General features: G+C 52.8%; 20 protein-coding genes. 9 read left to right on the top strand and 11 right to left on the bottom strand.

What is annotated here, in order from left to right; all coding sequences use genetic code 11:
- The first annotated feature begins 2 nt into the window (after nt 1-2).
- From ACHZB8_RS18390 to ACHZB8_RS18380, 3 genes are all read left to right on the top strand, one after another.
- Nucleotides 3-1,085: a sn-glycerol-3-phosphate ABC transporter ATP-binding protein UgpC gene (locus ACHZB8_RS18390; RefSeq protein WP_316862463.1), complete on the top strand. Its 1,083-nt coding sequence runs from the start codon at nt 3-5 to the stop codon at nt 1,083-1,085.
- Between the two features lie 205 nt (nt 1,086-1,290).
- Entirely contained in the window at nt 1,291-3,462 is a 2,172-nt protein-coding gene (locus ACHZB8_RS18385) for an alpha-glucuronidase family glycosyl hydrolase (RefSeq protein WP_316862462.1), read from the top strand.
- A 332-nt stretch (nt 3,463-3,794) separates the two neighbouring features.
- Nucleotides 3,795-5,513: a tetratricopeptide repeat protein gene (locus tag ACHZB8_RS18380; RefSeq protein ID WP_316862460.1), complete on the top strand. Its 1,719-nt coding sequence runs from the start codon at nt 3,795-3,797 to the stop codon at nt 5,511-5,513.
- Nucleotides 5,514-5,647: 134 nt separating this feature from the next.
- Here ACHZB8_RS18380 and ACHZB8_RS18375 read toward each other — a convergent pair whose 3' ends face one another.
- Nucleotides 5,648-6,196, bottom strand: a complete 549-nt coding sequence (locus tag ACHZB8_RS18375; protein ID WP_316862458.1) for a peptidoglycan-binding protein — start codon at nt 6,194-6,196, stop codon at nt 5,648-5,650.
- A 443-nt stretch (nt 6,197-6,639) separates the two neighbouring features.
- Here ACHZB8_RS18375 and ACHZB8_RS18370 point away from each other — a divergent pair, with 443 nt between their 5' ends.
- Genes ACHZB8_RS18370 through ACHZB8_RS18360 form a run of 3 tightly spaced genes read left to right on the top strand, consistent with a single transcriptional unit; the run spans nt 6,640 to nt 9,850 of the window.
- Nucleotides 6,640-7,311: a response regulator transcription factor gene (locus tag ACHZB8_RS18370; RefSeq protein WP_316862457.1), complete on the top strand. Its 672-nt coding sequence runs from the start codon at nt 6,640-6,642 to the stop codon at nt 7,309-7,311.
- A gap of 51 nt (nt 7,312-7,362) precedes the next feature.
- A complete protein-coding gene (locus tag ACHZB8_RS18365) occupies nt 7,363-8,763 on the top strand; it encodes a sensor histidine kinase (RefSeq protein WP_316862455.1) in 1,401 nt (466 codons plus the stop codon).
- The gene (locus ACHZB8_RS18360; RefSeq protein WP_316862453.1) at nt 8,756-9,850 is read left to right on the top strand and encodes an ABC transporter substrate-binding protein; all 1,095 of its coding nucleotides are present in this window, start codon (nt 8,756-8,758) and stop codon (nt 9,848-9,850) included. The genes ACHZB8_RS18365 and ACHZB8_RS18360 overlap by 8 nt, the downstream gene beginning before the upstream one ends.
- Before the next feature lie 52 nt (nt 9,851-9,902).
- Here ACHZB8_RS18360 and ACHZB8_RS18355 read toward each other — a convergent pair whose 3' ends face one another.
- From ACHZB8_RS18355 to ACHZB8_RS18310, 10 genes are all read right to left on the bottom strand, one after another.
- Nucleotides 9,903-10,487 carry an alpha/beta hydrolase gene (locus ACHZB8_RS18355; RefSeq protein ID WP_316862452.1) on the bottom strand — a complete coding sequence of 195 codons (585 nt, stop codon included), beginning with the start codon at nt 10,485-10,487 and terminating at the stop codon, nt 9,903-9,905.
- 100 nt (nt 10,488-10,587) lie between these two features.
- Entirely contained in the window at nt 10,588-11,136 is a 549-nt protein-coding gene (gene citX / locus ACHZB8_RS18350; RefSeq protein WP_316862451.1) for a citrate lyase holo-[acyl-carrier protein] synthase, read from the bottom strand.
- Nucleotides 11,133-12,110: a triphosphoribosyl-dephospho-CoA synthase CitG gene (gene citG, locus ACHZB8_RS18345; protein ID WP_316862449.1), complete on the bottom strand. Its 978-nt coding sequence runs from the start codon at nt 12,108-12,110 to the stop codon at nt 11,133-11,135. The genes citX and citG overlap by 4 nt, the downstream gene beginning before the upstream one ends.
- Complete coding sequence (citF, locus tag ACHZB8_RS18340) at nt 12,107-13,642, bottom strand: citrate lyase subunit alpha (RefSeq protein WP_316862447.1); 1,536 nt, start codon at nt 13,640-13,642, stop codon at nt 12,107-12,109. Before citF ends, citG begins: the two co-directional genes overlap by 4 nt.
- Before the next feature lies 1 nt (nt 13,643).
- A complete protein-coding gene (gene citE / locus ACHZB8_RS18335) occupies nt 13,644-14,531 on the bottom strand; it encodes a citrate (pro-3S)-lyase subunit beta (protein WP_316862445.1) in 888 nt (295 codons plus the stop codon).
- Complete coding sequence (gene citD, locus ACHZB8_RS18330) at nt 14,513-14,809, bottom strand: citrate lyase acyl carrier protein (protein WP_316862443.1); 297 nt, start codon at nt 14,807-14,809, stop codon at nt 14,513-14,515. Before citD ends, citE begins: the two co-directional genes overlap by 19 nt.
- A gap of 50 nt (nt 14,810-14,859) precedes the next feature.
- The gene (citC, locus tag ACHZB8_RS18325) at nt 14,860-15,903 is read right to left on the bottom strand and encodes a [citrate (pro-3S)-lyase] ligase (protein WP_316862441.1); all 1,044 of its coding nucleotides are present in this window, start codon (nt 15,901-15,903) and stop codon (nt 14,860-14,862) included.
- Nucleotides 15,904-16,249: 346 nt separating this feature from the next.
- Nucleotides 16,250-17,791, bottom strand: a complete 1,542-nt coding sequence (locus ACHZB8_RS18320; RefSeq protein ID WP_316862439.1) for a tripartite tricarboxylate transporter permease — start codon at nt 17,789-17,791, stop codon at nt 16,250-16,252.
- Nucleotides 17,792-17,803: 12 nt separating this feature from the next.
- Nucleotides 17,804-18,235 (bottom strand): tripartite tricarboxylate transporter TctB family protein, encoded by a 432-nt coding sequence (locus tag ACHZB8_RS18315; RefSeq protein ID WP_316862437.1) that lies wholly within the window; start codon nt 18,233-18,235, stop codon nt 17,804-17,806.
- Nucleotides 18,236-18,297: 62 nt separating this feature from the next.
- Nucleotides 18,298-19,281, bottom strand: coding sequence for a tripartite tricarboxylate transporter substrate-binding protein (locus tag ACHZB8_RS18310; protein WP_316862435.1), 984 nt, complete (start codon nt 19,279-19,281; stop codon nt 18,298-18,300).
- A 488-nt stretch (nt 19,282-19,769) separates the two neighbouring features.
- On the opposite strand from ACHZB8_RS18310, the gene ACHZB8_RS18305 reads away from it, so the two are divergent.
- From ACHZB8_RS18305 to ACHZB8_RS18295, 3 genes are read left to right on the top strand one after another with little or no spacing between them, the layout of a single operon-like run.
- Nucleotides 19,770-20,096, top strand: coding sequence for a metalloregulator ArsR/SmtB family transcription factor (locus ACHZB8_RS18305; protein ID WP_316862433.1), 327 nt, complete (start codon nt 19,770-19,772; stop codon nt 20,094-20,096).
- A complete protein-coding gene (locus tag ACHZB8_RS18300) occupies nt 20,089-21,129 on the top strand; it encodes a permease (RefSeq protein WP_316862431.1) in 1,041 nt (346 codons plus the stop codon). Before ACHZB8_RS18305 ends, ACHZB8_RS18300 begins: the two co-directional genes overlap by 8 nt.
- Before the next feature lie 3 nt (nt 21,130-21,132).
- Nucleotides 21,133-21,960 (top strand): transglutaminase-like domain-containing protein, encoded by an 828-nt coding sequence (locus ACHZB8_RS18295; protein WP_316862429.1) that lies wholly within the window; start codon nt 21,133-21,135, stop codon nt 21,958-21,960.
- Nucleotides 21,961-22,021: the final 61 nt, after the last annotated feature.

Below are 22,021 nucleotides of genomic sequence, written 5' to 3'. Positions count from 1 at the left end.
TCATGGCAAATCTGAAACTCGAAAATCTCAATAAGACATTCGGCACCGTCGAGGTCATTCCAAATGTCAATCTGGATATCGAAGACGGTGAGTTCGTTGTCTTCGTCGGCCCGTCAGGCTGCGGCAAGTCAACTCTTCTGCGCATGATTGCAGGGCTGGAAACCGCCTCTTCCGGCGATATTCTGATCGACGGGGAAAGCGTTGTCAGAACCCCGGCCGCAGATCGCGGGGTCTCGATGGTCTTCCAGTCCTATGCCCTTTATCCGCACATGACCGTGCGCCAGAATCTCAGCTTCGGGCTCGAGAATATCGGCATGGACAAGGCCGAGATCGAACGGCGCATTCAGGATGCATCCAAGCTGTTGCAGATCAATGAACTGCTCAAACGGCGGCCAACACAATTGTCCGGCGGTCAGCGTCAACGCGTTGCCATTGGCCGGTCCATCGTGCGTGAGCCGAAAATTTTCCTGTTTGACGAACCCTTGTCAAACCTTGACGCCGAATTGCGTGTGGTCATGCGGTTCGAAATCTCGTCCCTGCACGAGCGGCTTGGCAACACCATGATCTATGTGACTCATGATCAGATCGAAGCCATGACCATGGCTGACAAGATTGTCGTGTTGCGCAAAGGGGTCATTGAACAGGTTGGCGCGCCGCTCGAGCTTTACAACAAGCCGGACAACAAGTTTGTTGCGGGATTTATCGGTTCTCCTCGCATGAATTTTGTTGATGGCAAGGCAACGTCTGTCACGGCAGACGGGTTCAACTTTTCCGCCGAAGGATTGGGCGATCTTGCCTTGCCGAGAGGCCAAAGGCCGGTTGAGGACAATCAACCTGTCAGCTTTGGTATCCGCCCTGAAGATTTGAAGGTTGTTGGTGACGAAGGAGAAGGCTGGGATTTCTCTGTTTCGGTGTCGGAGCAACATGGACGGGATACCTACCTGCATGGGCTTCTTGCTGACGGGACAGAGATTCTGGTGCATCAGCCCGGTCAATTTGCAGCGAAACGGGGAGATATGCTGAAAGTTATGCCAGACGAAAACGCCTGGCATCTGTTTGACAGCGATGAGCTGGCTATCGTGTAAACTTGCTGGCTGTTGGTCCCCCCCACACACCCCTAAAGCAAACCAACAGCCAGCCTTTTTATTTGAGCAATGATGCGCCCGCCCATGAGCGGGTCGAGACGTCCATGCAAGGCATTTGCACTCAAGTTCCCGACAACCAGCCGGGTTACAGTATTCCTCTTTGCAAACTTGTATGTTCGAAAACGGGTTCAACGGTTGAGATTGAATGAATAAGCAACTGATAAACATACCAAAATCCCTTTTGTGCAACTGCATCGACGAGTGCTTTGCAAACAAACCCGCTGAGGATGGTTATAAATTGTGGCTCCGTTATGCGCCGTTGCCACTGGAGACAATCGACGCACTCAAGCCGCGCATAAGAGGGCTCATGTCGGGTGCGATGAGCCAAACGCTTTCTATTGCCTGTACGGAGCTTGAGCGTGGCTTGTCATCCATGTTGCTTGATGAGTTCGCCTGTGTGTCAACGACGGTTCCCTTCGATGGAGCCATTCTTTTTGGCACGGCAAAAGATCATCCTCTGATCGCAGAGCAGAGGCTCTTGCTGGAGCCTTTGGGCAAGGAAGGCTATCTGATCAAATCTGTCGAGATTGATGATGCCAGCGTAACCCTGATTGTCGGCAATGATGATATGGGTGTGCTCTATGGATGCTTTGCCTTTCTGCGCATGGTGCAAAGCGGCATGGACATCTCGCAACTCCATTTGGCGTCCGTTCCAAAGCTTGATCTGCGAATGCTCAACCATTGGGACAATCTTGATGGAAGTGTCGAGCGAGGTTACGCGGGGAGTTCCATCTGGGACTGGTGGACCCTCCCCGATTATCAGGATCCGCGATATGCCGACTATGCGCGTGCCAATGCCTCCATCGGTATCAATGGGACGGTTCTGAATAACGTCAATGCCTCGCCGATGATCCTCAATGGCGATTATCTGAAAAAGGCAGCGAAGCTGGCCGACATCTTTCGTCCTTTCGGAATCAAGGTGTTTCTGGCTGTCAATTTTGCAACGCCTTGCGTGCTCGATGGTCTGGAGACCGCCGATCCCATGGACGCGCTTGTCCGGCAATGGTGGAAGGACAAGGTTGCCGAGATATACAAGTTGATCCCAGACTTCGGCGGATTTCTGGTCAAGGCCAATTCCGAAGGGCAACCGGGGCCCGGTGACTATGACCGAAGTCATGCGGATGGCGCCAACATGATTGCAGAGGCTCTGGCACCGCATGATGGAATTCTCATTTGGCGTGCATTTGTCTACGCTTCTGATCCGGGCACGGATCGGGCGACCGAGGCCTATGATGAGTTCAAGCCACTGGATGGGGCTTTCCTGCCCAATATCATGTTGCAGGTCAAAAACGGTCCTATCGATTTTCAGCCACGGGAGCCATTCTCTCCGATATTCGGGCAGATTACGGAAACACCTGTTGTTCTGGAGTTTCAGGTGACAAAGGAATATCTCGGTCAGGCCACGCATCTGGTCTATTTGGGGAAGGCTTTCGAAGAGGTTCTTCGCTTCGATACCTATGCCGACGGCGAAGGCTCTACCGTTGCGCGCATCATCCAGGGTGAGATATTTCCGCAGCGTTTCACCGGCATGGCGGCTGTTTCCAATATCGGCAATGGACGCGATTGGACCGGTGGTATTTTCAATCAGGCCAACTGGTATGCCTTTGGCCGGTTGGCATGGAATCCTGAACTCAACTCCGAGGATATCGCGCGGGAGTGGGTCAGGCTTACCTTTTGCAGTGACGAGGCCTTTGTCGAGCCTGTGGTCGAGATGATGATGTCTTCTCACGAAACGCTTGTCGACTATATGACGCCGTTCGGTCTGCACCATCAGATGGCGACCGGCCACCATTATGGTCCCGGACCGTGGATTGATGATCTGAAAAGACCGGAGTGGAACCCCTCATACTATAATCAGGCAGATGAAGCCGGTATCGGGTTTGACAGGACTGACAGGGGAAGCGGTGCGATCAGGCAATATGCTCCGGAATTGTGGGGGCTTTTCGGCGACAAGCACGGATTCGATGAGAAATATCTTCTGTGGTTTCACCATGTCGCCTGGGATTTCAAAATGAAGTCTGGCAAAAGCCTTTGGGACAGTCTGGTGATCCGTTACGACACCGGGATTTCGAATGTCGAGGTCATGCAGTCAACTTGGCAAGAGTTGAAGGGATATGTCGACTGTCGGCGCTTTGCGCAGATTGAAGCCTATCTTGCGATCCAGTTGAGGGAGGCGAAATGGTGGAGAGATGCCTGCATCGCCTATTTCATGGAAGTCTCGGGCCTTCCCCTTCCTGAAGGGCATGAAAAACCGGGTCATACGCTCGATTACTACAAATCTCTTAATCATCCCTTTGCTCCGGGAAATCCGGAGTGAGGGAACATGGAAGGGTTGTTCAACGCGCCTGCGGGAAAAATCCGCGCAGGCGTTCGTTCCGACAGTTGCCAAAATATCGGTGACGCTGATCGGCCTATAGCCTGAGCTTTGCTGTAGAAAATGTTGGCGGGGAAGTGCTTGTTTCGCATGCGAAAACAGTAGCAAGACTATTCTGCCCGATGGCAAGCATATTGATGATAAAAACCATTTCGATTTGACAACAAGACGTTTGAAGACAATTGTCGAGACTTTTTGGCATGTAGACATTTTCATGATGTCGAAGTCTAATATTTCATATTTTTGTTTCTCTTTTGCGCTAATTGGTTTTCGAAATGTTGCAACTTGTCTGGCTCAGACGATCTGTTCGCAAGTGCATGTTGGCCCTTTCGGCTTGTTTTGCCCTTTCCATGTTTTCAAACCACGCGCTGGCGCAGTCAGCGGCAGAGATTGCCTTCTGGAATGCTGTCGCGCAAAGCCAGTCTGTTGATCAGATCCAGCTTTATCTCGACAAATATCCTCAAGGGACTTTCGCCGAATTGGCGAAAATGAAAGTCAAGGAACTCGATGCCGATCGGGAGAGTGTCGAGGCTGCCAGACGATGCGATGAACTGGCTGCTCATTCGGCTGACCGAACCCACTCCTTGGCGGGAGTTCCGTGGAATAAGCTACAAGATCATGCCGAGGAAGCAGTGAAGGCATGCCGCCTAGCCGCCGAGAATGGTGATCCCAGATTGCTTTTCCAGCTCGGGAGAGCTCTGCTCGCGAATGGGAAAAATGCTGAAGCCATAAGAATCTACGGAGTTGCATCCAAACGCGGTCATATGCTTGCTTCATATTTTCGCGCGAAATATATGAGTAGAGGATCCTATGGCGTAACCAAAGACGTTGCCAACAGCCTGAAATTATACGAACAAAATGCCGCGCGCGGTCACCCTGAGAGTGCTCTCGACGCAGGCAATATGTATTGGGAGGGCGATGTAGGTCTTCCCAAAAATCATTTCAAGGCAAAATCTCTTCTGGAACAAGCTGAAGCCGGAGGGGTGGAGCTTGCTTATCCTAAGCTTGGAGCGATTTGGTATGACGGCGAAGGAGTAGAGCACGATAAGGATAAGGCCAAATCCTACTTCCTTAAGACACTAAAAAGCAGTTTTGGCGAATGGCATCAATTCGCCCGCGACTATTTGCGGAACATCTATAAGTCTGAGATCAGATCTGCAATGGCGAATTCAACCAATAAAACGAAACATGCGAAAATCAGACACGATCTCCTGCTTGATTTTGACAGTCCTTACTATGCTTTGCTCAAGCTCGAGGAAGACGCGCGAGACAATGCGGAGGTCGGAACCCATATTGTTTATATTCAGGAAATATACAATTTGGTCGACGATATTCTCTCAAGGTTCGATCCTGCCAGTTTGTCATCCGAGCACCATAAGGCACGGGTCGTTCTGGATACCCTTTACGTAAAAATGATTTCTGCGCTCAAGGATCGAAGTAAAGCCTTTCCAGATCAGTTTCCATACGAAGATGAGAGCTTTGTGGAAGATCTGGTCGTGAAATGGAAGAATAATAATATCGAACTGGCTGAGCAATATACCAAGGAAAGGCCGTTTAGCGATTGGCAATTTGGCTCTTGGACCAAGGATGATTTCATAGGTGGGGGAGCGGAAAGGTCTGCCAGATGTGCAGAAAGAGACATTGGTTTTGTCGGTGACGATCACGTTGTCGTTCTTAAGTTTAAAAACATCTGCCCCTTTTCTCTGCTCGCTCGCGGAGTGCTTTGGGTTACGGACGAGAAAAGCGGGGCCACCAAGAAAAGGAAATTCAGCGTAACGATCGCTTCAGGAAAAAGAGAAAGCATCAAATTGCGTCACGGTCTATCTGGATCTTTGGATGCGCAAAGCAGATCGGAATTTTGCCTTGAGGATCTTGGTTTTTCAAAAGAAGAAGATGAAGGGAAGTATTCGTGCGGAAAAGGCTTTTCATTCACATCACATGATCTGGATAAGGTGAGGATTGAAAAAGCGATCCTTTACTGGGTGGGTTGGTAGGACTGGTGTGGTTGCTGTCTGATGGGTGGTCTGAATTTCAGGTGTCCAAGAGCGGCCGCCAAGAAAGAAATTGGCCCTACCCTTCGGATGAGGCCATTTGTTGTCGATGATATCATTTGATCCTGACGGGGCGATTAGCTGAACCAGCCTTTGACGCGGCCCCAAACCGACTTTTTCGGAGCTGCTTCAGCTGCCGAGCCTTTTACGAAATCGGCCCCTTTGATCTCTGGCAGATCTTCACTCTCAAATTCTTCCTCTTCTGGCGTGACTTCGGCTTTTGCAACGACGTCCTTGGTCACAACCGCTTCGAAGGATTTCATTTTGGCAAGCGTAGCAGGACCGGCCATGCCGTCGACCACCAGACCATTTTCTTCCTGAAAGGCCATGACGGCCTTTTTCGTGCCCTGCCCGAAAATACCATCTGCGCCAATGCCCAGATCTTCCTGCATCGCCTTAACTGTCGCGCCGCGCGATCCGACTCGCAGCAGGACCAGTTCATGCAGTCCCATTGCCGTGAATGTGTCGGGCCCTGCGATGCCGTCAACGGCAAGGCCATTGGCTTTCTGGAACTCGCGAACCGCCTTGTCGGTTGCAGGTCCGAAGTCGCCATCCGCATCGATGCCGAGTGCTTCCTGTAGACGTTTGACAGGTGCGCCTTTGAGGCCCTTTTTCAAAATGGACATAAGTCTCTCCTTTGTTTGATTGTCGATTTCATATGAAATGAATTGACTTCCGAAAGTTGACGAGCGAGTCGCACCCACGCACGCATTGCTAGATATCACAATAACGGCTTCAGGGTCTCCGGCAATATGAAAGCAGCCTGACAATCGGGCGATTCACACATAAGTTGCCGGGCTGGCTGCAACGCGCAAGACGCGACATGGCTTGTTGCCCTGCCCTTTGACCCAAGTGGTTCTTCGGGCTTGAAGGTCTCATTGCACAGGTGTTTCCCCGTTTCCCACGAATGCGTTCAAAATGGCTGCGATCTTCGCCTTTTGCTTAGGCTAAGGACGTAATGATCTACCCTTATTGACCACTGACACGAAAGTTCGAGGCTGATACCATGTGATCCTTATCGTGCGTGGAGAGGATCAGCCCATGAGGGCTTAAGAGGCGACCGGTATTCATGAGAGTTTTATTGGTGGAAGACAATCAGACGCTCGCAGAGGCGGTGGTAGAGCGCTTCCGAAAAGATGGGCATGTGATCGATCACGAGAGTGATGGCAATGATGCCGACTATATTCTTCGCCACAAAGAGTTTGATCTCATTCTGCTCGATATCAACCTGCCGGGCCGGAGTGGGTTTGATATACTGAAATCGGTGCGGGCAAGGGACCTTGATACGCCGGTGCTGGTTTTGTCTGCCCGATCTGAAATTGATGATCGCGTTATCGGGCTTGAGATCGGTGCTGATGATTATCTGACCAAACCCTTTGACTTTCGCGAGCTTCTGGCCCGTTGCCGGGTTCTGGCTCGCCGCAAGTCAGGCCTTGCGCAGAATGTCTTCAGGGCCGGAAACTTCACTTTCGATTGGAACTCAAAGCTCGCCAGCATCGACGGCAAGCAAGTGGAATTGCGCAACAAGGAAGTCCAGCTTCTCGAGCTGTTTCTGACAAGGCTTGATCGTGTCCTCACCAAGGAGGAAATTGCCGACAAGATCTATAATTTTGATGGGCCGCCCAGCCTCAATGCCATTGAGCAGACGATGACACGCTTGCGAAAGAAGCTCGATGGGTCGCCATTTCTGATCAAGACCATTCGTGGGCTCGGATATATCGGGCATATGGATGAGAGTTAAGGTGCGGTATCAAAGGGCTCTTTGTCAAAGATGGTAAGATCAAGACGGCGATTGACACAAAGATCCATGCGGCAGAGGCTGCTCTTGAGCATGGGCGGCGTCTTTCTTGCCATTCTGACGGTTTTCTCGATCGCTCTGTGGGGGTATGCGCAGCAGGCCGCCAATCGGTCCTATGATCGGTTGTTGCATGGAGCAGGCCTGGCGGTTCTTGAGCGTGTAAATATCATTTCCAATGAAATTACAGTTGACATCCCCTACTCTTCCTTCGAGATTTTGAGTCTTGCTCCGGATGACCGCATCTTCTATCGGATCTTTACGCAAGATGGCCGGACGATTACCTCCTCTCATGACCTTCGCTCTGCCAGCAATTACAAGCCCAGCGAACGGCCCGTTTACTGGGATGATGCCTATAGCGGAGAGCCCGTTCGCTTCATGCAGCAGGCACGACTCCTGACCGGGGATGATCAATCTCTATGGGTCATTACCCAGATCGGACAAACTTGTATCGCTAGACATGAAATGATTGCGGACCTGTTCTGGCGCGGGTTTGCTGTTGCCCTGTTCATTACCATTCTGGGGCTTTTGTTCGTCTGGATCGGTATCAATCGGGTTCTTCATCCCCTGATCGATATCGAGAAAAACTTGCGGCATCGGGACATCTCGGATTTTACGCCGCTGGCCATTTCCCCCCCAAGAGAAGTCGCCAGTCTCATCCGGTCCATCAACAGCTTCATCTCGCGCCTTCAGGATAACCTTGATCATTCTCAGGCCTTCATAGCCGATGTGACACATCAAATCAGAACCGCACTGTCTTCCTTGCAGGGCCATCTCGAGCTGGCCGCCAGGGAGACGGATGAAAGCCAGTTCAGAAATCGGCTGGACCGTGCCGCTCTTCAGAGCAAGCAGACCATCCATCTCACCAATCAGCTGCTCGCTCACGCAATGGTCATTCATCGGGCTGATCAGAAGATTAAGGATGCGTTTCATCTCGCGCAGGTCGTGAAGTCCACTCTTGAGACAATTCTGCGGGAGCATTTGAAATCGGATATCGAGTTTTCCCTGTTTATCGATCCGGCTCTTGAAAGTGGTAAGCCTGATGCGGATCTGATCGTGGGTGACAGCATTTCGGTGCGCGAGGCGATCCGGAATATTATCGACAATGCCATCAAGCATGGTCCTGCGAACAATCAGATCGTCATTTCCCTCAAGGCGAAAGGCAGGCAGTTGGTCCTGACGGTGGAAGACGCGGGGCCTGGTATTCCTGCAAACGAACGAGCAAGTGTTCTGGAGCGTTTCTACACCACGGCACGCAATGGCGAAGGGTCGGGTCTGGGGCTCAGTATCGTTCAGGAAGTCGCAAAGAGCCATGGGGCTCGTTTACGCCTGTCACAATCCTCGCTTGGTGGCGCTGAGGTGGCTTTGCATTTTCGCAGGAGGATTTCCAATGTCTGAGCGGGCTTGCTGCATGATTGATCGCTTGCGGTTGCTTCCACGGTTTGCGTTTGTCCGCATCTGGATGACGGTGTTGTTCATTTTCTCGTCGCATTTGGCATTGGCGGAAACCAGGATCAATATCTGGGGTAGCACGGACACGGCTGCCTTTCAGTCCGTTCTCGTCGCGTTTGAGCGCGTTTTTCCCGAAATCGAGACCATTTATCACGAGGTCAGCTCCAACGAGTTGTTTGATCTGGTCTATTCGGCTCGGGATCGAGGGGATCGCTCCATTGACGTGGTCATCAGTTCGGCGATGGATTTGCAAGTCAAGCTGGTCAATGAGGGACTGGCTTTGCCCGTTCACTCGGATGCAGCAAAAGAGCTTCCCAATTGGGCGCGTTGGCGCAATGAGCTGTTCGGCTTTACCTATGAGCCGATCGTGTTGTTCTACAACAAGAATGCCCTCTCCCACTTTCCTCTGCCCAGGACACATTCCGAGCTTGCCGATCTCCTGATTGACAATCTTGATACATTCGAGGGCAAGGTGGGAACCTACAACGCCAACAGTTCAGGTGCAGGCTATCTCTTCATCACACAGGATGCCATTCAGAGTGACCGCGTTTTTCGGGTGATCGAAGCCCTCAGCCGGGCCAAGATGCGAACCTATGAGTTCACGTCCGCCATTCTTGATGCAGTTGCCTCCAATGAGTTGATTCTGGGCTATAACGTGATTGGCACATACGCGTTGCAAAGGAGCCGACAAGACGACAATCTGGGCGTTCTGGAATTTTCCGATTATACGATTGTCATGTCGCGGACTGCATTTGTTTACAAACACACGACCCAAAGGGCTGCGTCAGAGCGGTTTGTCGAGTTTTTGCTCTCAGATGCGGGGCAGATGGCGATTGCCGAGAATTCTTATCTCATTCCCATCAATGCCCGGCTGCGCAAGGAGAAGTTTCCCGCAAGTGGTACCAATGCCGACTTGCCGATCAAACTTGACATCGCACTTCTGACCTATCTCGACAAGCTGAAACGACAGAATTTTCTCGAAGTGTGGAACAGTATTTTCCAGAATGACTCAACTCTTGGGAGACAGGATTAATGTCTTGGGCTGGGACAACCGGAACAGGGAGAGAGCTGCTTGGAAGAGGCTCTTAGGCGGCTTCTTCGATTTTATTGACCAGATCGCGCAAAATGGTCAGGCCGTAGGGCCAGCGACCAAAGCCTGCTTCCGAGTTGATATGCCCCGCCTCTCCCACATCGATGAAATCAGAGCCCCACATGTCAGCGAGCCATTGTGCCCGAGCGAAGGTCAGGAGCTTGTCATTGTGGCTTGCGACCAGTGTGGTGGGAACAGAAAGCCTGGACATGGGAATGCGGTTTTCGACTTCGAAACGGAGTGGCTCTGCCGGAGCAACAAACATGGCGCCAGCCACCTTTGGGGTTTCCGCCGCGATTGCACATGCCGACGCCAGAGCGCCCAGTGAATGGCCGATCAGAATGGCGGGATGTTTGAGTTCGTCGGTATGGCGCCTTATGGCATCAATCCATAGCTCGATGTCCTTCTGATCCCAACGACGCTGGGAAATGCGCTGGAATATACCAACATCTCTTTCCCAAAAGCTTTGCCAATGTTCTGGACCGCTATTCTTGAAACCGGGAACGAGAATGAAATTGTAGCTTTTCGAGAGACGTTCAAGCTCTGCCAGAACCTCCGGATCTGTCAATTGTCTTACCAATATGTCCCCCCTTTCAATTTCACGTCTTATTGTTCACGCATAGTCTATTCAGTTCATTATAATTCTACAACAATTTCGGGAATTACACGGGCAAACAAGTTCATATTTTGGAATGTGTTGCCCAATTGAGATATGTCTGTTCGATAACCATGATCGTGTCCGACAGGCCATGCGCACGAGAGCGGGCACAGGCGTGGGCATTCTGGTTGCAAATCAGGCATTTGCGGGCTGGAAATCCCAGGTCCTTGCGAGAAATTGCTGTGCCATCGGGGCGATGTATGTCGAGATCCCATAAACGTCCCAAAGCGTGATTTTCTTCAAGCTCGATGACAAAGTGCTTGAGTCGTTTCGCCTCGATCTGCACGGAATAGAGGGCCTCAGGTCCGGTAGGCGGTTCCTCGGAAATGAGCAGGCGGTAGCGAATATTCTTTTCTTCGAACAGGGTTCCTAGCGCGTTGCGGGCCTCTGTCGCAATGGTTCGCGACAGCGGGCAGTCCTTTATGGGGCCGGGCATGACGACGGAAAGAGTAATCGTTGGCTGGTCAAAGTCTGAAAGAGCCTTATGGCGTCTTGCCACCCTCCTGTCCTTGGCCAAAAGCATCTGGTCGATGGTGACAGGGTCGCCTTTTGTCCACTCATCTTGTTTCATGTGCTATGCCCATGGTCATTTGGGGCAAGTTTGTCGAGTTCGCCAAGAAACCATGTCACGGCGACAAGGTCGGCGCTGCCACCCGGGCTGAGGTTGCGTTCGATGAGCGTGTCGTCGAGTGCACACCAGCATTGTTCGAAGTCGGGCGCAAAGATACCGCCCTTTTCTTTCAGAGCACGGGCTTGATGGCGGACAAAAAACATGCCCTCAATGCCTCCTCGTGCCACGAGATTCGTATCCCGGTTATAGGCAAAGAGCTCCAGCAAGGCGGCAAGCAGTGCCGCCTCATAGTCGGTTTTGTTTTGTCGAAGTTTGAGATAGACCGGTAACGAATGCTTGAGGACGGTTTCGAAACCGGATTGAGCCTCGCCGCGTGCACCGCTAAGGCCATAGCGCTGATAGATATATTCGCCTGCCGTGGATGCGGTTTCACTGCGGCTATCAAGTTCCACTTCTACAAGTCCCTGGGCCAGAAACTTGACTTCTTCGCAAAGCTTTGCGGGGCCTGGCGTTTCATCGCGCCCAATACAACGCCCGGCCGCTCCCAGCAAAAGGCCAAAGGCAAAGATCGCCCCCTTGTGGGTGTTAATGCCCGCTGTCGTGGCATTCATGGTCTTTTCGCAGCGTATCCCATGCAAGCGGAGCCGTGCGAAGCTTTCGTTGGATGCTTTGCTATGGCTTGATATTCCAAGACGCACGAATTCGGCGAAAAGCGGTTGCAATGCATTCGCACTGGCGATGAATGTTGCCAGGGTCATATCCTTGTGGGCGCCATTGTTGCGCATGTCCACAAGGCCCGGCTTCGGTGTCAGAGTCGCTTCTGTTATCAGGGCCTGATAGGCCAGATTGCCAAGAAAATCAGGAAGTTGATCAGTTGGAACAGTCAACGGACCGGCAACCTCATGGGCTGCCGGTTGCTGTTGATCTGTCCTGTCAGGCTTCTGGGTTGACTGGCATCGAGCGTCTGAACTCATTCTGCGACCTGCCGAACGATGTCGATCACGGTTCCGTCTCGATAGCGGACGATGCCCACCACTTTGTCGAGAAACTCGATCGGTTTGGGCTTGCCGGTGATGGCAATGGCCCGCTCGTAGAGCTCTTCAATCGACAGAACCGGCAAACCAGCCCCTTTCAGACGTTCTGCCACCTCCGGTCGGTTCGGGTTAACGGCCACGCCATGATCGGTCACAAGAACCCCGACAGTCTCGCCGGGTGTGACGCGGGTGGTTACCTTGTTGACGACCGTTGGAATGCGTGAACGGATCAAAGGAGCTGCCACGATGGACAATTTTGCCCCGGCTGCGGTATCGCAGTGGCCACCTGATGCCCCACGCATGACGCCATCGGATCCGGTCAGAACATTGACGTTGAAGCCAAGATCGATTTCCAGTGCTGACAGGATGACCATATCGAGCCGGTCAACCACCGCAGCCTTGGAAAGTGGGTTGGCGTAATAGTGGGCCGAGATCTCGACATGCTTTGGCGACTCGGCAAGAGATCTGGCCGCAACGGCATCAAAGCTCTGGGTGTCCAGAAGCGTGTCGATGAGACCTTTCTTGTGCAGATCGACCATGCCACCGGTTTGTCCGCCAAGAGCCCAGGCTGCCTTGATGCCCTTGTGATTCATACGATCTTCGAGAAAGCGGACCGTTGCCGTGGATGAGCCGCCGGTTCCGGTCTGCATCGAGAAACCGTCTTCGAAATAGCCGCCATGTTCCATGACTTCGGCACAGAGCCGGGCGATGAGCAGTTCGCGCGGGTTGGTGGTTGCCCTTGCTGCTCCGACGCTGATCTTGGCCGGATCGCCCACTTCGTCAATCTGGACGATCCAGTCAACCTGATCCTGCCGGATGCTGGCCGGAGCATTCGGATAGGTGACGATTTCCTCAGTCAACATGATGACCTTGTCAGCGAAATGCGCGTCTACCATGGCATAGCCGAGAGCGCCGCACATGGATCGTCCGGAAAAGCCGTTGGCATTGCCAAAGGCATCACAGGCCGAGACGCCAAGAAAGGCGACATCAATCTTGATTTCGCCGCGATAGATCAGGGCGCAGCGTCCGCCATGGGAATGGACGGTGATCGGCTCATCCATCAGGCCGTGCGAGATGGCATCTGCAAGCTTGCCACGCATGCCGGAGGTATAGATCTTCCGGATCACGCCATTCTTGATATGCTCGATGAGTGGCGCATTGGCCGATACCAGCGATGAGGAGGCAAGTGTCAGGTCGCGAAAACCCATCTGGGCGAGAATGTCGACAACCAGATTGATCGACTTGTCCCCTTCTCTGAAGGCATGATGAAAGGAAATCGTCATACCGTCCTTGAGGCCGCTTCTTTTGACCGCTTCTTCGATGCTCTCGACGATCTTTCTGTCAAGTTTGGCTTTGGGATCAGCAAGATAAGGCGAGTAGGCGCTGAAGGTGGTGAAGGGTTCCAACTCACCATGAGCGGTGGTCTGGCCCTGGCTTCGTGTGCCATTTGTCTGGTTCTTGGTGTTCATCATCTTACCATCTCACCCCTGAAGCCTTTGCCCGGCTTATGACGCGTTTTGCGTTTTCAACGATTGGTGCATCGATCATCTTGCCGTTGAGGGAAATCACGCCAAGCCCTTCCTTTTCCGCTTTCTCGGCTGCGGCGACAACGCGATTGGCATAGTCGACATCCTCCTGTGTCGGAGCATAGGCGCGATGCAGCAATTCGATCTGGCGCGGATTGATGAGGGATTTGCCGTTGAAGCCCAGTCGCTTGATGATATCGACTTCCCGCAAGAAACCTGCTTCGTCATTGAGGTCGGAGAAGACCACATCAAAGGCGTCAATCTTGGCTGCGCGGGCTGCGTGAAGTACGGCACAGCGGGCATAGAAAAGCTCTGTGCCATCACCGCGTTCGGTCTGCATGTCGGTGACATAGTCGAACCCTGCCAGTGCAATACCCATCATGCGAGATGAGGATTGTGCAATCGAAAGAGCATTGACCACACCGGAAGCGGATTCAATGGCCGCCATCAGCATGGTTGAGCCAACCTCACGGCCACAGGACAATTCAATTTCCTTGACGCAGGCTTCCAGCTCTTCGACGTCGGCAGCGGTTTCTGTTTTGGGTAGGCGAATGACATCGGCCCCACCCCTCACCGCCGCTTCAAGATCGTCACGACCAAAGGGCGTGGAAAGTGGATTGATGCGGACAACCCGTTCAATCCCGTCATAGAGCGAGGATTTGAGCGTGTGATAGACAAGGAAGCGAGCCGCGTCCTTCTCGCGCAAGGAGACTGCATCCTCAAGGTCAAACATGACCGAGTCCGGCTTGAAGACAAAGGCCGTCGACAGCATTGCTGCGTTCGAGCCGGGCATGAACAGCATGGATCTGCGGAGTGTCACAGGCGTGTCCCCCATTTTATCGTTTCTTCGTCGGATGCGCGCATGATGGCCGCTTCAAGTCTGGCTTCGATGACGCAATCGAGCGCTCCCTTGTCCTCGATTATGACCGTTGCCCCGTCTGAAACCTCGAAGCGGGCAAGGGTCTGCATCGCGACATGTCTGATCTGGTCGCCGAACTGATGTTCCACTTCGCTTTTCACGATCAGTTCCAACGGTCCGTCTGTGGGAGAAATTCTGACAAAGAGATCGCTCGATTCAAGCGTTCCTGCCAGCGCCTCCTTTGTGATTTGCATTGTGCAATCCTCTCATTTCTGCTGGTCGAGACAGGCTGCTAATGGGGTCTTCAAGGATCGGACCGATGTAGCTTGTCGACATATTTATTGATAATCAGATCGTAGGTTGGCGCAGGTACCAGCTTTTTGATGCGCTCAAGATTGCCTTTGGCGAGCAGTCGGCGCACTTCTGAAGCGGAAACGGCTATGCCATCCCTTTTCGTTCGTTCAAGCTCAACGACCTTGACCGGCCAGGCGACGGAACTGGGTTCCTGAAGCCAGTATTTCATGTCGTTGTTGTATTTTCTGGTGGTGTCGCAGAATGGTTCGGTTCCGACGAAACGGTGTGTGATCCCAAGGGACGGCCCGATATATTTGCGGAACAGAAGCAGGTCGACCGCAGTGCGGCACTGTCCGACCATTCCCTTGTCCTTGAAGAAATAGGCGGGGAACGTTGCCCGCGATACCATATACATGGATCCCTCATGCAAGGTCAGGTTCGGAATGTCTGCCGTCATCTTTCTGGCCAGTTCGAACCGGTCGCTATAGGAAAACAGCGATGCGTCTTCGCGGACGATGAACAGATGCAGCCATTCGCATCGTTTGGCCGCTTCTGTGATGAGATAGAGGTGTCCGAGGGTAAAGGGGTTGGCGTTGGCAACGACGCAACCGATCTTTTTGCCCTCGACACGCTGCCGTGTCAGGGTCTTGCAGTAGTATTTGATGCCGACCGGAGTGTTCTCAAGCAGGGTCGTCTGCTTTGGGACCTCGACGAGCGGATAGAAACCGCAGCCCATGAAAAACTCGGCATTGTGGGGCTCGGTATAGACAAAGAGCGTGGAATAGCCTCGGCTGTGGGCCAGATAGGTGATCTCACTCACCAAACGGAGGCTCAATGCCCCGCCCCGCATGCTCGAGGTGATGGCGACATCCTTGATGATGCCTTTTTGAAAACCGGCACAGGCGACCAGTTTGCCAGCTTCTCGGCAGACGATAAACGCCTCGATATGTTGCTCATAATCGAGACCACATTCGGCGAGGAGCTTGACGATCTCTGCTCGTTCTTCAGGCTCCCGGTCCGGATCGACCGTGTAAAAGTCCAGTTCGTCGCTCACAAGCGCCGTCCTCCAGACACCAGACAGGCAAGCCCATCGGTGTTGTATCGTCTTGACCGCGAGGTTTCTCGGAGAAGCTGCCCCATGGTGTTCTAGTAATAAGTTGGCCTGACGATCAGGCATTCTGGATACAGGGATGAAAATCCTTGAACCCGTTCTTTTTGATGCCGAAATGAAGCGACAAGGAGGCCTTGTAGCATATTCCGGTCATGTTTTCAGTTTGGTTCGATCGCTAGTGTGAATGATTCATTGCGGGGAACGAACCGGAAATCGGAAATATTTCCCGATTTCCTGTCTTTTTCATTTTTGTTGTGGCCGGGATTTGCACCCCGACCATATCCGCCTTTTAGTTGGCGGTTTCTTCTTGCGCGGTTTTATTGACTTTCTTCACCCGTTTCGGCATCAAGCGGCCGACAAAGATCGGAAGAATGAAACCGACAATGGAAATGGTCCATAGAGCAATTGCAAGCGGGCTGTGGAAGAGCACTGTCCAGTCACCGTCGGAAATGGTGATGGCGCGGCGCAGATTGTTTTCCATATTGTCGCCCAGCAGAATGCCAAGGATGACCGGTACAAGCGGAACATCAAGCTTGCGCAAGACCCAGCCGCCGATACCGAACGCGACCATCACGATCAGGTCGAAACTCGACCCCGCAATACCGTAAATGCCAACAAAGCTGACCATGGCGACCAAGGGCATCAGGATGCGTGGTGGGACCAGAAGCACCCGGATGAAAATGCCGACAAAGGGAATGTTCAGCAACAGCAACAGGAAGTTGCCGATGAACAAGGCCGCGATGAGACCCCAGACAACATCGGGATTGTTGGCAAACAGCAGTGGGCCGGGCGTGATGTTGAGTGCGAGCAGAACAGCCAGCAAAACGGCTGTTGTGCCTGAGCCTGGTACGCCCAACGCCAGCATCGGGACCAGAGCGCCGCCAGCAGCAGCATTGTTGCCCGCTTCCGGGGCTGCAACCCCGCGCGGATCGCCCTTGCCGAATGTGCCGTTCTTGTCGAGCAAACGTTTTTCCATCGAATAGGAGAGGAACGAGCCAAGAGACGCTCCTGCACCCGGAAGGACACCGGCGATGAAGCCTACGACACTGGTGCGCAGGATCGAAGGCACACTGCCCATGAAGGTTTTCCATGACGGGGTCAAGCGGCCAAGCTCGACCTTCTTGCCCGATGCGTCGGCGCTGCCATGGCGGTTTTCGATGAAGATGAAAACTTCCGAGAGTGCGAACAGGCCAACGATGGCGACAAGGAAGTCTATGCCATCATAGAAATGGACGATACCGAAGGAAAAGCGCGGAACGCCGGTCTGTGTATCGACGCCAACGGTTGCCAGGCCAAGGCCAAGCATGGCGGCAAAGGCAGATTTCGACTGGTTGGTGGATGAGACACCGCCAAGGGTGGCAAAGGCCATGACGAAGAGGGCGAAATATTCGGCCGGGCCAAACATCAGGGCAATCTTGACCAATTGTGGTGCCAGAAGAACCAGGCCCCAGGTGGCAAGGAATGAGCCGATGAAAGACGCAAAACCGGATAGGGCCAGAGCCTCCCCGCCTCGTCCCTTCAAGGCCATGGGGTAGCCGTCAAGGCAGGTCATCAGGGCTGGGGCATCTCCGGGGATGTTGAGCAGGATTGAGGAAATGCGGCCACCATACATGGCTCCATAATAGACAGATGTCAGCAGGATCAGGGATGGTGTTGCGCCCAGCCCCAGAGAAAAGGCCAGAGGAATGAGGATCGCGACCCCGTTTGACGGGCCAAGTCCGGGCAAAGCGCCCATGACGGTGCCAAGGAAGCAGCCAAGCAGCGCCAGAATGAGGTTCTGAAAAGTCAGCGCGATGGCAAAACCGTCTACAAGAGACGAAAGAGTTTCCATTGTTCGTCCCCCTTAGAAACCGAGTGGGCCTTTGGCCAGCGACAGGCCAAATGCGAGATGGAATATGACATAGATGCCAAGCGATATTGAGATACCCACGATGATTGAGCCAATCGGGGTCGTGCCAAGACGCCATGTCAAATAGGCGGAAACGATGGCGGTTGCGATCACAAAACCGACTTCGGGCAGGAAAATGGCGTAGAGCACCATTGCGACAACCGCTGCGATGATTTCAGCGAACTGAACAAGGCGCGGCCAGCTTGGCTCGGCATCCGGTTTCATGATAATTGCGATGGAAGACAGGCCCAGAATTGCTGCAATGATCAGCGGGAAGGTTTTGGGTCCAACGACATCGGAGAGAAAGCTTTCCTCGATTAGCAGGGCAGAATATGCAAAGAGCAAAGCCAGAAGGAGCCCGACGACTCCAAAGATTCGGTCACTCATGATCCCCTCTTTTGACAGCGTGCCTGTGGCGACCCAAAATGAGCCGCCACAGCAATGTGTTGTTATTTGATAATGCCAATGTCACGGGAGATTTTCTGAATCTGAGCGACTGAGTTTGCGACGAATTCTTCGAATTCGGCCCCTTGCAGATCAAGAGGGGCAAGGCCATTGTTGGCTCTTACCTGTTTCCAGAGATCGGTGCTGTAGAGTTCGTCGATTTTCGATACCCAGAAGTCATAAGCTTCGTCGCTCATGTTTTTCGGAGCGTAGAAACCACGCCAGTTCGCGCCGATTGCATCGATGCCCTGTTCTTTTGCGGTCGGGAAGACTGCATAGTCGCCTTCAAGGCGGTCAGGAGAAAGAACGGCAATCACGCGGATATCACCTGAATCGACAAAGCCTTTTGCTTCTGAGATGTCGCCGGAAAAAGCCTGAACGGAGCCTGCCAGCAACTGGGTTACGGCTTCACCGCCACCATTGAAGGCAATATATTTGACTTTGCGAACATCTTCGATGCCAGCGGCATTGGCAGCGATCAGGACTTTGAGATGATCCCAGCCACCAACAGCAGAACCGCCAGCGATGGAGACTTTGGCCGGATTGGCTTTCAGTTGATCAATCAATTCACCCAGATTCTGGATTGGACTTTTGGCTGCCACGGCAATCACGCCATAGTCAGCACCGATTGCACCAACCCAGCGAACCTGATCCATGGTGTTGCCCGGATAGGCACCCTGAGCCAAACGGGTTGCGGTTGCAGATGAAGCTGCGACAATCAAATCATTGTCGTCACCGCGTTTGTTCACGACAGCTGCATATGCAACACCACCGCCGCCACCTGCAAGGTTGACGACCTGCATGGTGGATGAAATAAGGCCCAGATCCTGAAGGGACTTGCCAACTTGACGGCATGTGAAATCCCAACCACCACCAGGGTTGGCAGGCGCAATGCATTCTGGATTTTCTGGCTGAAAAGCCTGAGCAGCAACGGGGACAAGCGAGATAGTTGCGACAGCAACAGCTGCGCGTAGAATATTGGAAATCATTTTTTCTCCTCCACTTCGGGTTTCCCCTTCTTCGATTCCGGGGGTAACCGCGCGGCCATGATAAGAGGCTTGTCTGACACGAAGCTGTTACGCGCGCTTCATTTGGCAGATTTTTAGCGCTTGTTCCTTAGACCATTGATTAGGTCCGGTTTCGGATTTTCGAGAAGAAATCGGGATGTCGAATTGGAAGAGGGAAAAAATGGGTAAAACGGGCGCGCAAGGAGAGAAACATTCGCCCAATAAAAATGAGGCCCGACCGTAAAGGCTAGACCTCATAGACAGCATTCTTTAGAACGGTCCCCCAAAAATAATCGGCTCCTGGAATACTGCCCTGGAAATGTCTGGTGATTGAAACATCAACACTCTCTATTTTGCTCCAAGTAAGTAAAAATTTCAAGGGTCTAAGATGTACCAGTCGTCATCACGGTTGTTGTTGCGTTTCCCTCCACATTTCTATATAACTAGTTTTATAGAATAATGGAGGGGAAATGATGTATGAACTTGCCGCACAAGGATTCGCTGCCATGGGGTCGGAAGCTCGTCTTGCAGTGCTTCGATGTCTCATTCGTGCGGGAAAGGATGGCCTTTGTGTCGGTGATATTCAGGCGCGGACAGGCATAGCGCCATCGACATTGGCCCATCATCTGAAATTTCTTGTGGCCGCTGATCTTGTCCTTCAGGAAAAGAGCGGCCGGATTGTCAGCAATCACGCCAATTATGATCGGCTGGAGCAACTTGCCCAGTTCATTCTGAGCGAGTGCTGTGCTGATGCGGGCGTTGGCCAGTGTCAAAGGGACGATATGAACGATGAGTGAGACGACCCGGCAAGCCTTGCCCTTGCAAAGAGTGCTGCTTTTGTTGTTGCAATCGCCCCTGACCATCCTTGTTTTCGTACCGGTTGTTATTGCGCTTCTGGATCCTGACAATCTTGTGAGTGTTTTGGGCATTGCGGTACGGGCCTTTGCAGGTACAATCCCGTTTATTGTCTTTGCAGTGCTGCTCATTGCCTTTCTCAAGGCAGCCGGAGCAGAAACGCTTGTTGCACAAGCCTTCAAGGGCAAAGAAACTCGGATGATATTTCTTGCGGCCCTGTTTGGCGGGCTGGCTCCCTTTTGTTCATGCGAGGTCATTCCCTTCATTGCTGGGCTTTTGGCGCTGGGGGCTCCGCTCTCTGCGGTGATGGCATTCTGGCTCTCCTCTCCGCTCATTGATCCGCCGACATTGTTGATCACGGCATCCGCGCTGGGCTGGCCTTTTGCAGTGGGAAAGGCCATCTCCGCAATCGCCCTGGGGTTATTGGGTGGTTATGCCACGTCCTATGCGATGAAGATGGGTTTGTTCAGGGATCCCTTGAAAAAGAATACGGTCGGATGCTCGTCATGCGGCTGTGGCCCCTCTCCTTTCTCAGGCCGACCCGTTTGGGCGTTCTGGAAAGAGGAAAAGCGGATTGTCCTATTCCGCTCTGAAGTCATGACGAATGGCACTTTCCTCGTACAATGGCTGGCATTGGCCTATATGCTTGAGGGCGTGCTCGTCACTTATGTTCCGGCTGTTGTCATTGCCAGACTTGTTGGCGGAACGGGGATCGTTCCGATAGCAGTCGCTGCGGTGGTGGGAATTCCTGCCTATCTCAACAGTTATATTGCTCCGCCGCTGCTTGCCGGTTTGATGGAACAGGGGATGAGTGCGGGTGCTGCCATGTCCTTCATGGTGGCGGGAGCTGTCAGTTCCCTCCCCGCAATGGCCGCCGTTTGGTCTCTGGTCAAGCGCGGGGTGTTTTTCGCCTATCTTGGTTTTGGGATCGTCGGTGCTGTTCTGTCCGGTCTCCTGTTTCAATTGGTGGTTTAGATTATGAATGATGTTGTTCTGGTAACAGTGGATGCAAGCCAGCCCAGGGGAATGCTGCTTGCTCCTCTTGGTCTTGATACGTCCCATGAACGAGCGGCGGGATTTGCGGTTCAAGGTGCGGACATGAAATTGGTTCGTGAGGCCAATACGGGTCAGAATTTTGCTTTGCTTGAGCCGGAAAATGACGAAATTACAATCATGTATGAGTTCGAGGAGAACGGGGATCGTTATCCCGATGCTCTTTTTACTCCACATGATAGCAGGTTCACGCGATCCGCAGACGCCTTGATCAGTGAAGCGCAGTCTATAGGGGTTGACCTTTGTGGGCGGGATCGTATCGCTGCGATTGCCTGCGCGACTGCCGAGCGCTTCAGCTATGGTCATCCGGCCCGAAAATATTATGATGGATGCGACGAGATTCCCGCGCTTGGATGCGGCATTGCGGAAGGATCCTGCGTCGATATCAATACCTATTTCATCGCGTCCTTGAGGGCTGCCGGGTTCGAGGCAGGTTATGTTGCCGGTTATTTTTTCCCGAAGGAAAAGATAGATCGCTGTGATGACATGCATTGCTGGGTCGTGACACGTCATGACGGGGTTTGCCATGAATGGGACATCGCTCATCATTTAAAAATGGGCCGCAAAGATATCGAACCGGGCCTCAACCCAAAGCCGGGCTTTCGTCATGCGGTATCCCACTCGATGGGGTTTGACATTCCAGATCTTCGCATCAGGGAAATGAAGTTGCTGGCGGAACCGGTTTGGGTCGATGCCGAGGGTCGCCTTCTGGCATCACGGCCGTCGATCTGGTGTCCGAAGCAGACGGGTTGACATTTAGCAAGAAAACACCCCCTGAAAACAGGTTTCAGGGGGTGTCGAAATTCGGGAATTC

It is taken from the genome of uncultured Cohaesibacter sp. (assembly GCF_963556055.3).
Taxonomy (GTDB): domain Bacteria; phylum Pseudomonadota; class Alphaproteobacteria; order Rhizobiales; family Cohaesibacteraceae; genus Cohaesibacter.
The sequence above is the reverse complement of the archived record's forward strand: the minus strand, read 5'-3'. Positions and strand labels throughout refer to the sequence as shown.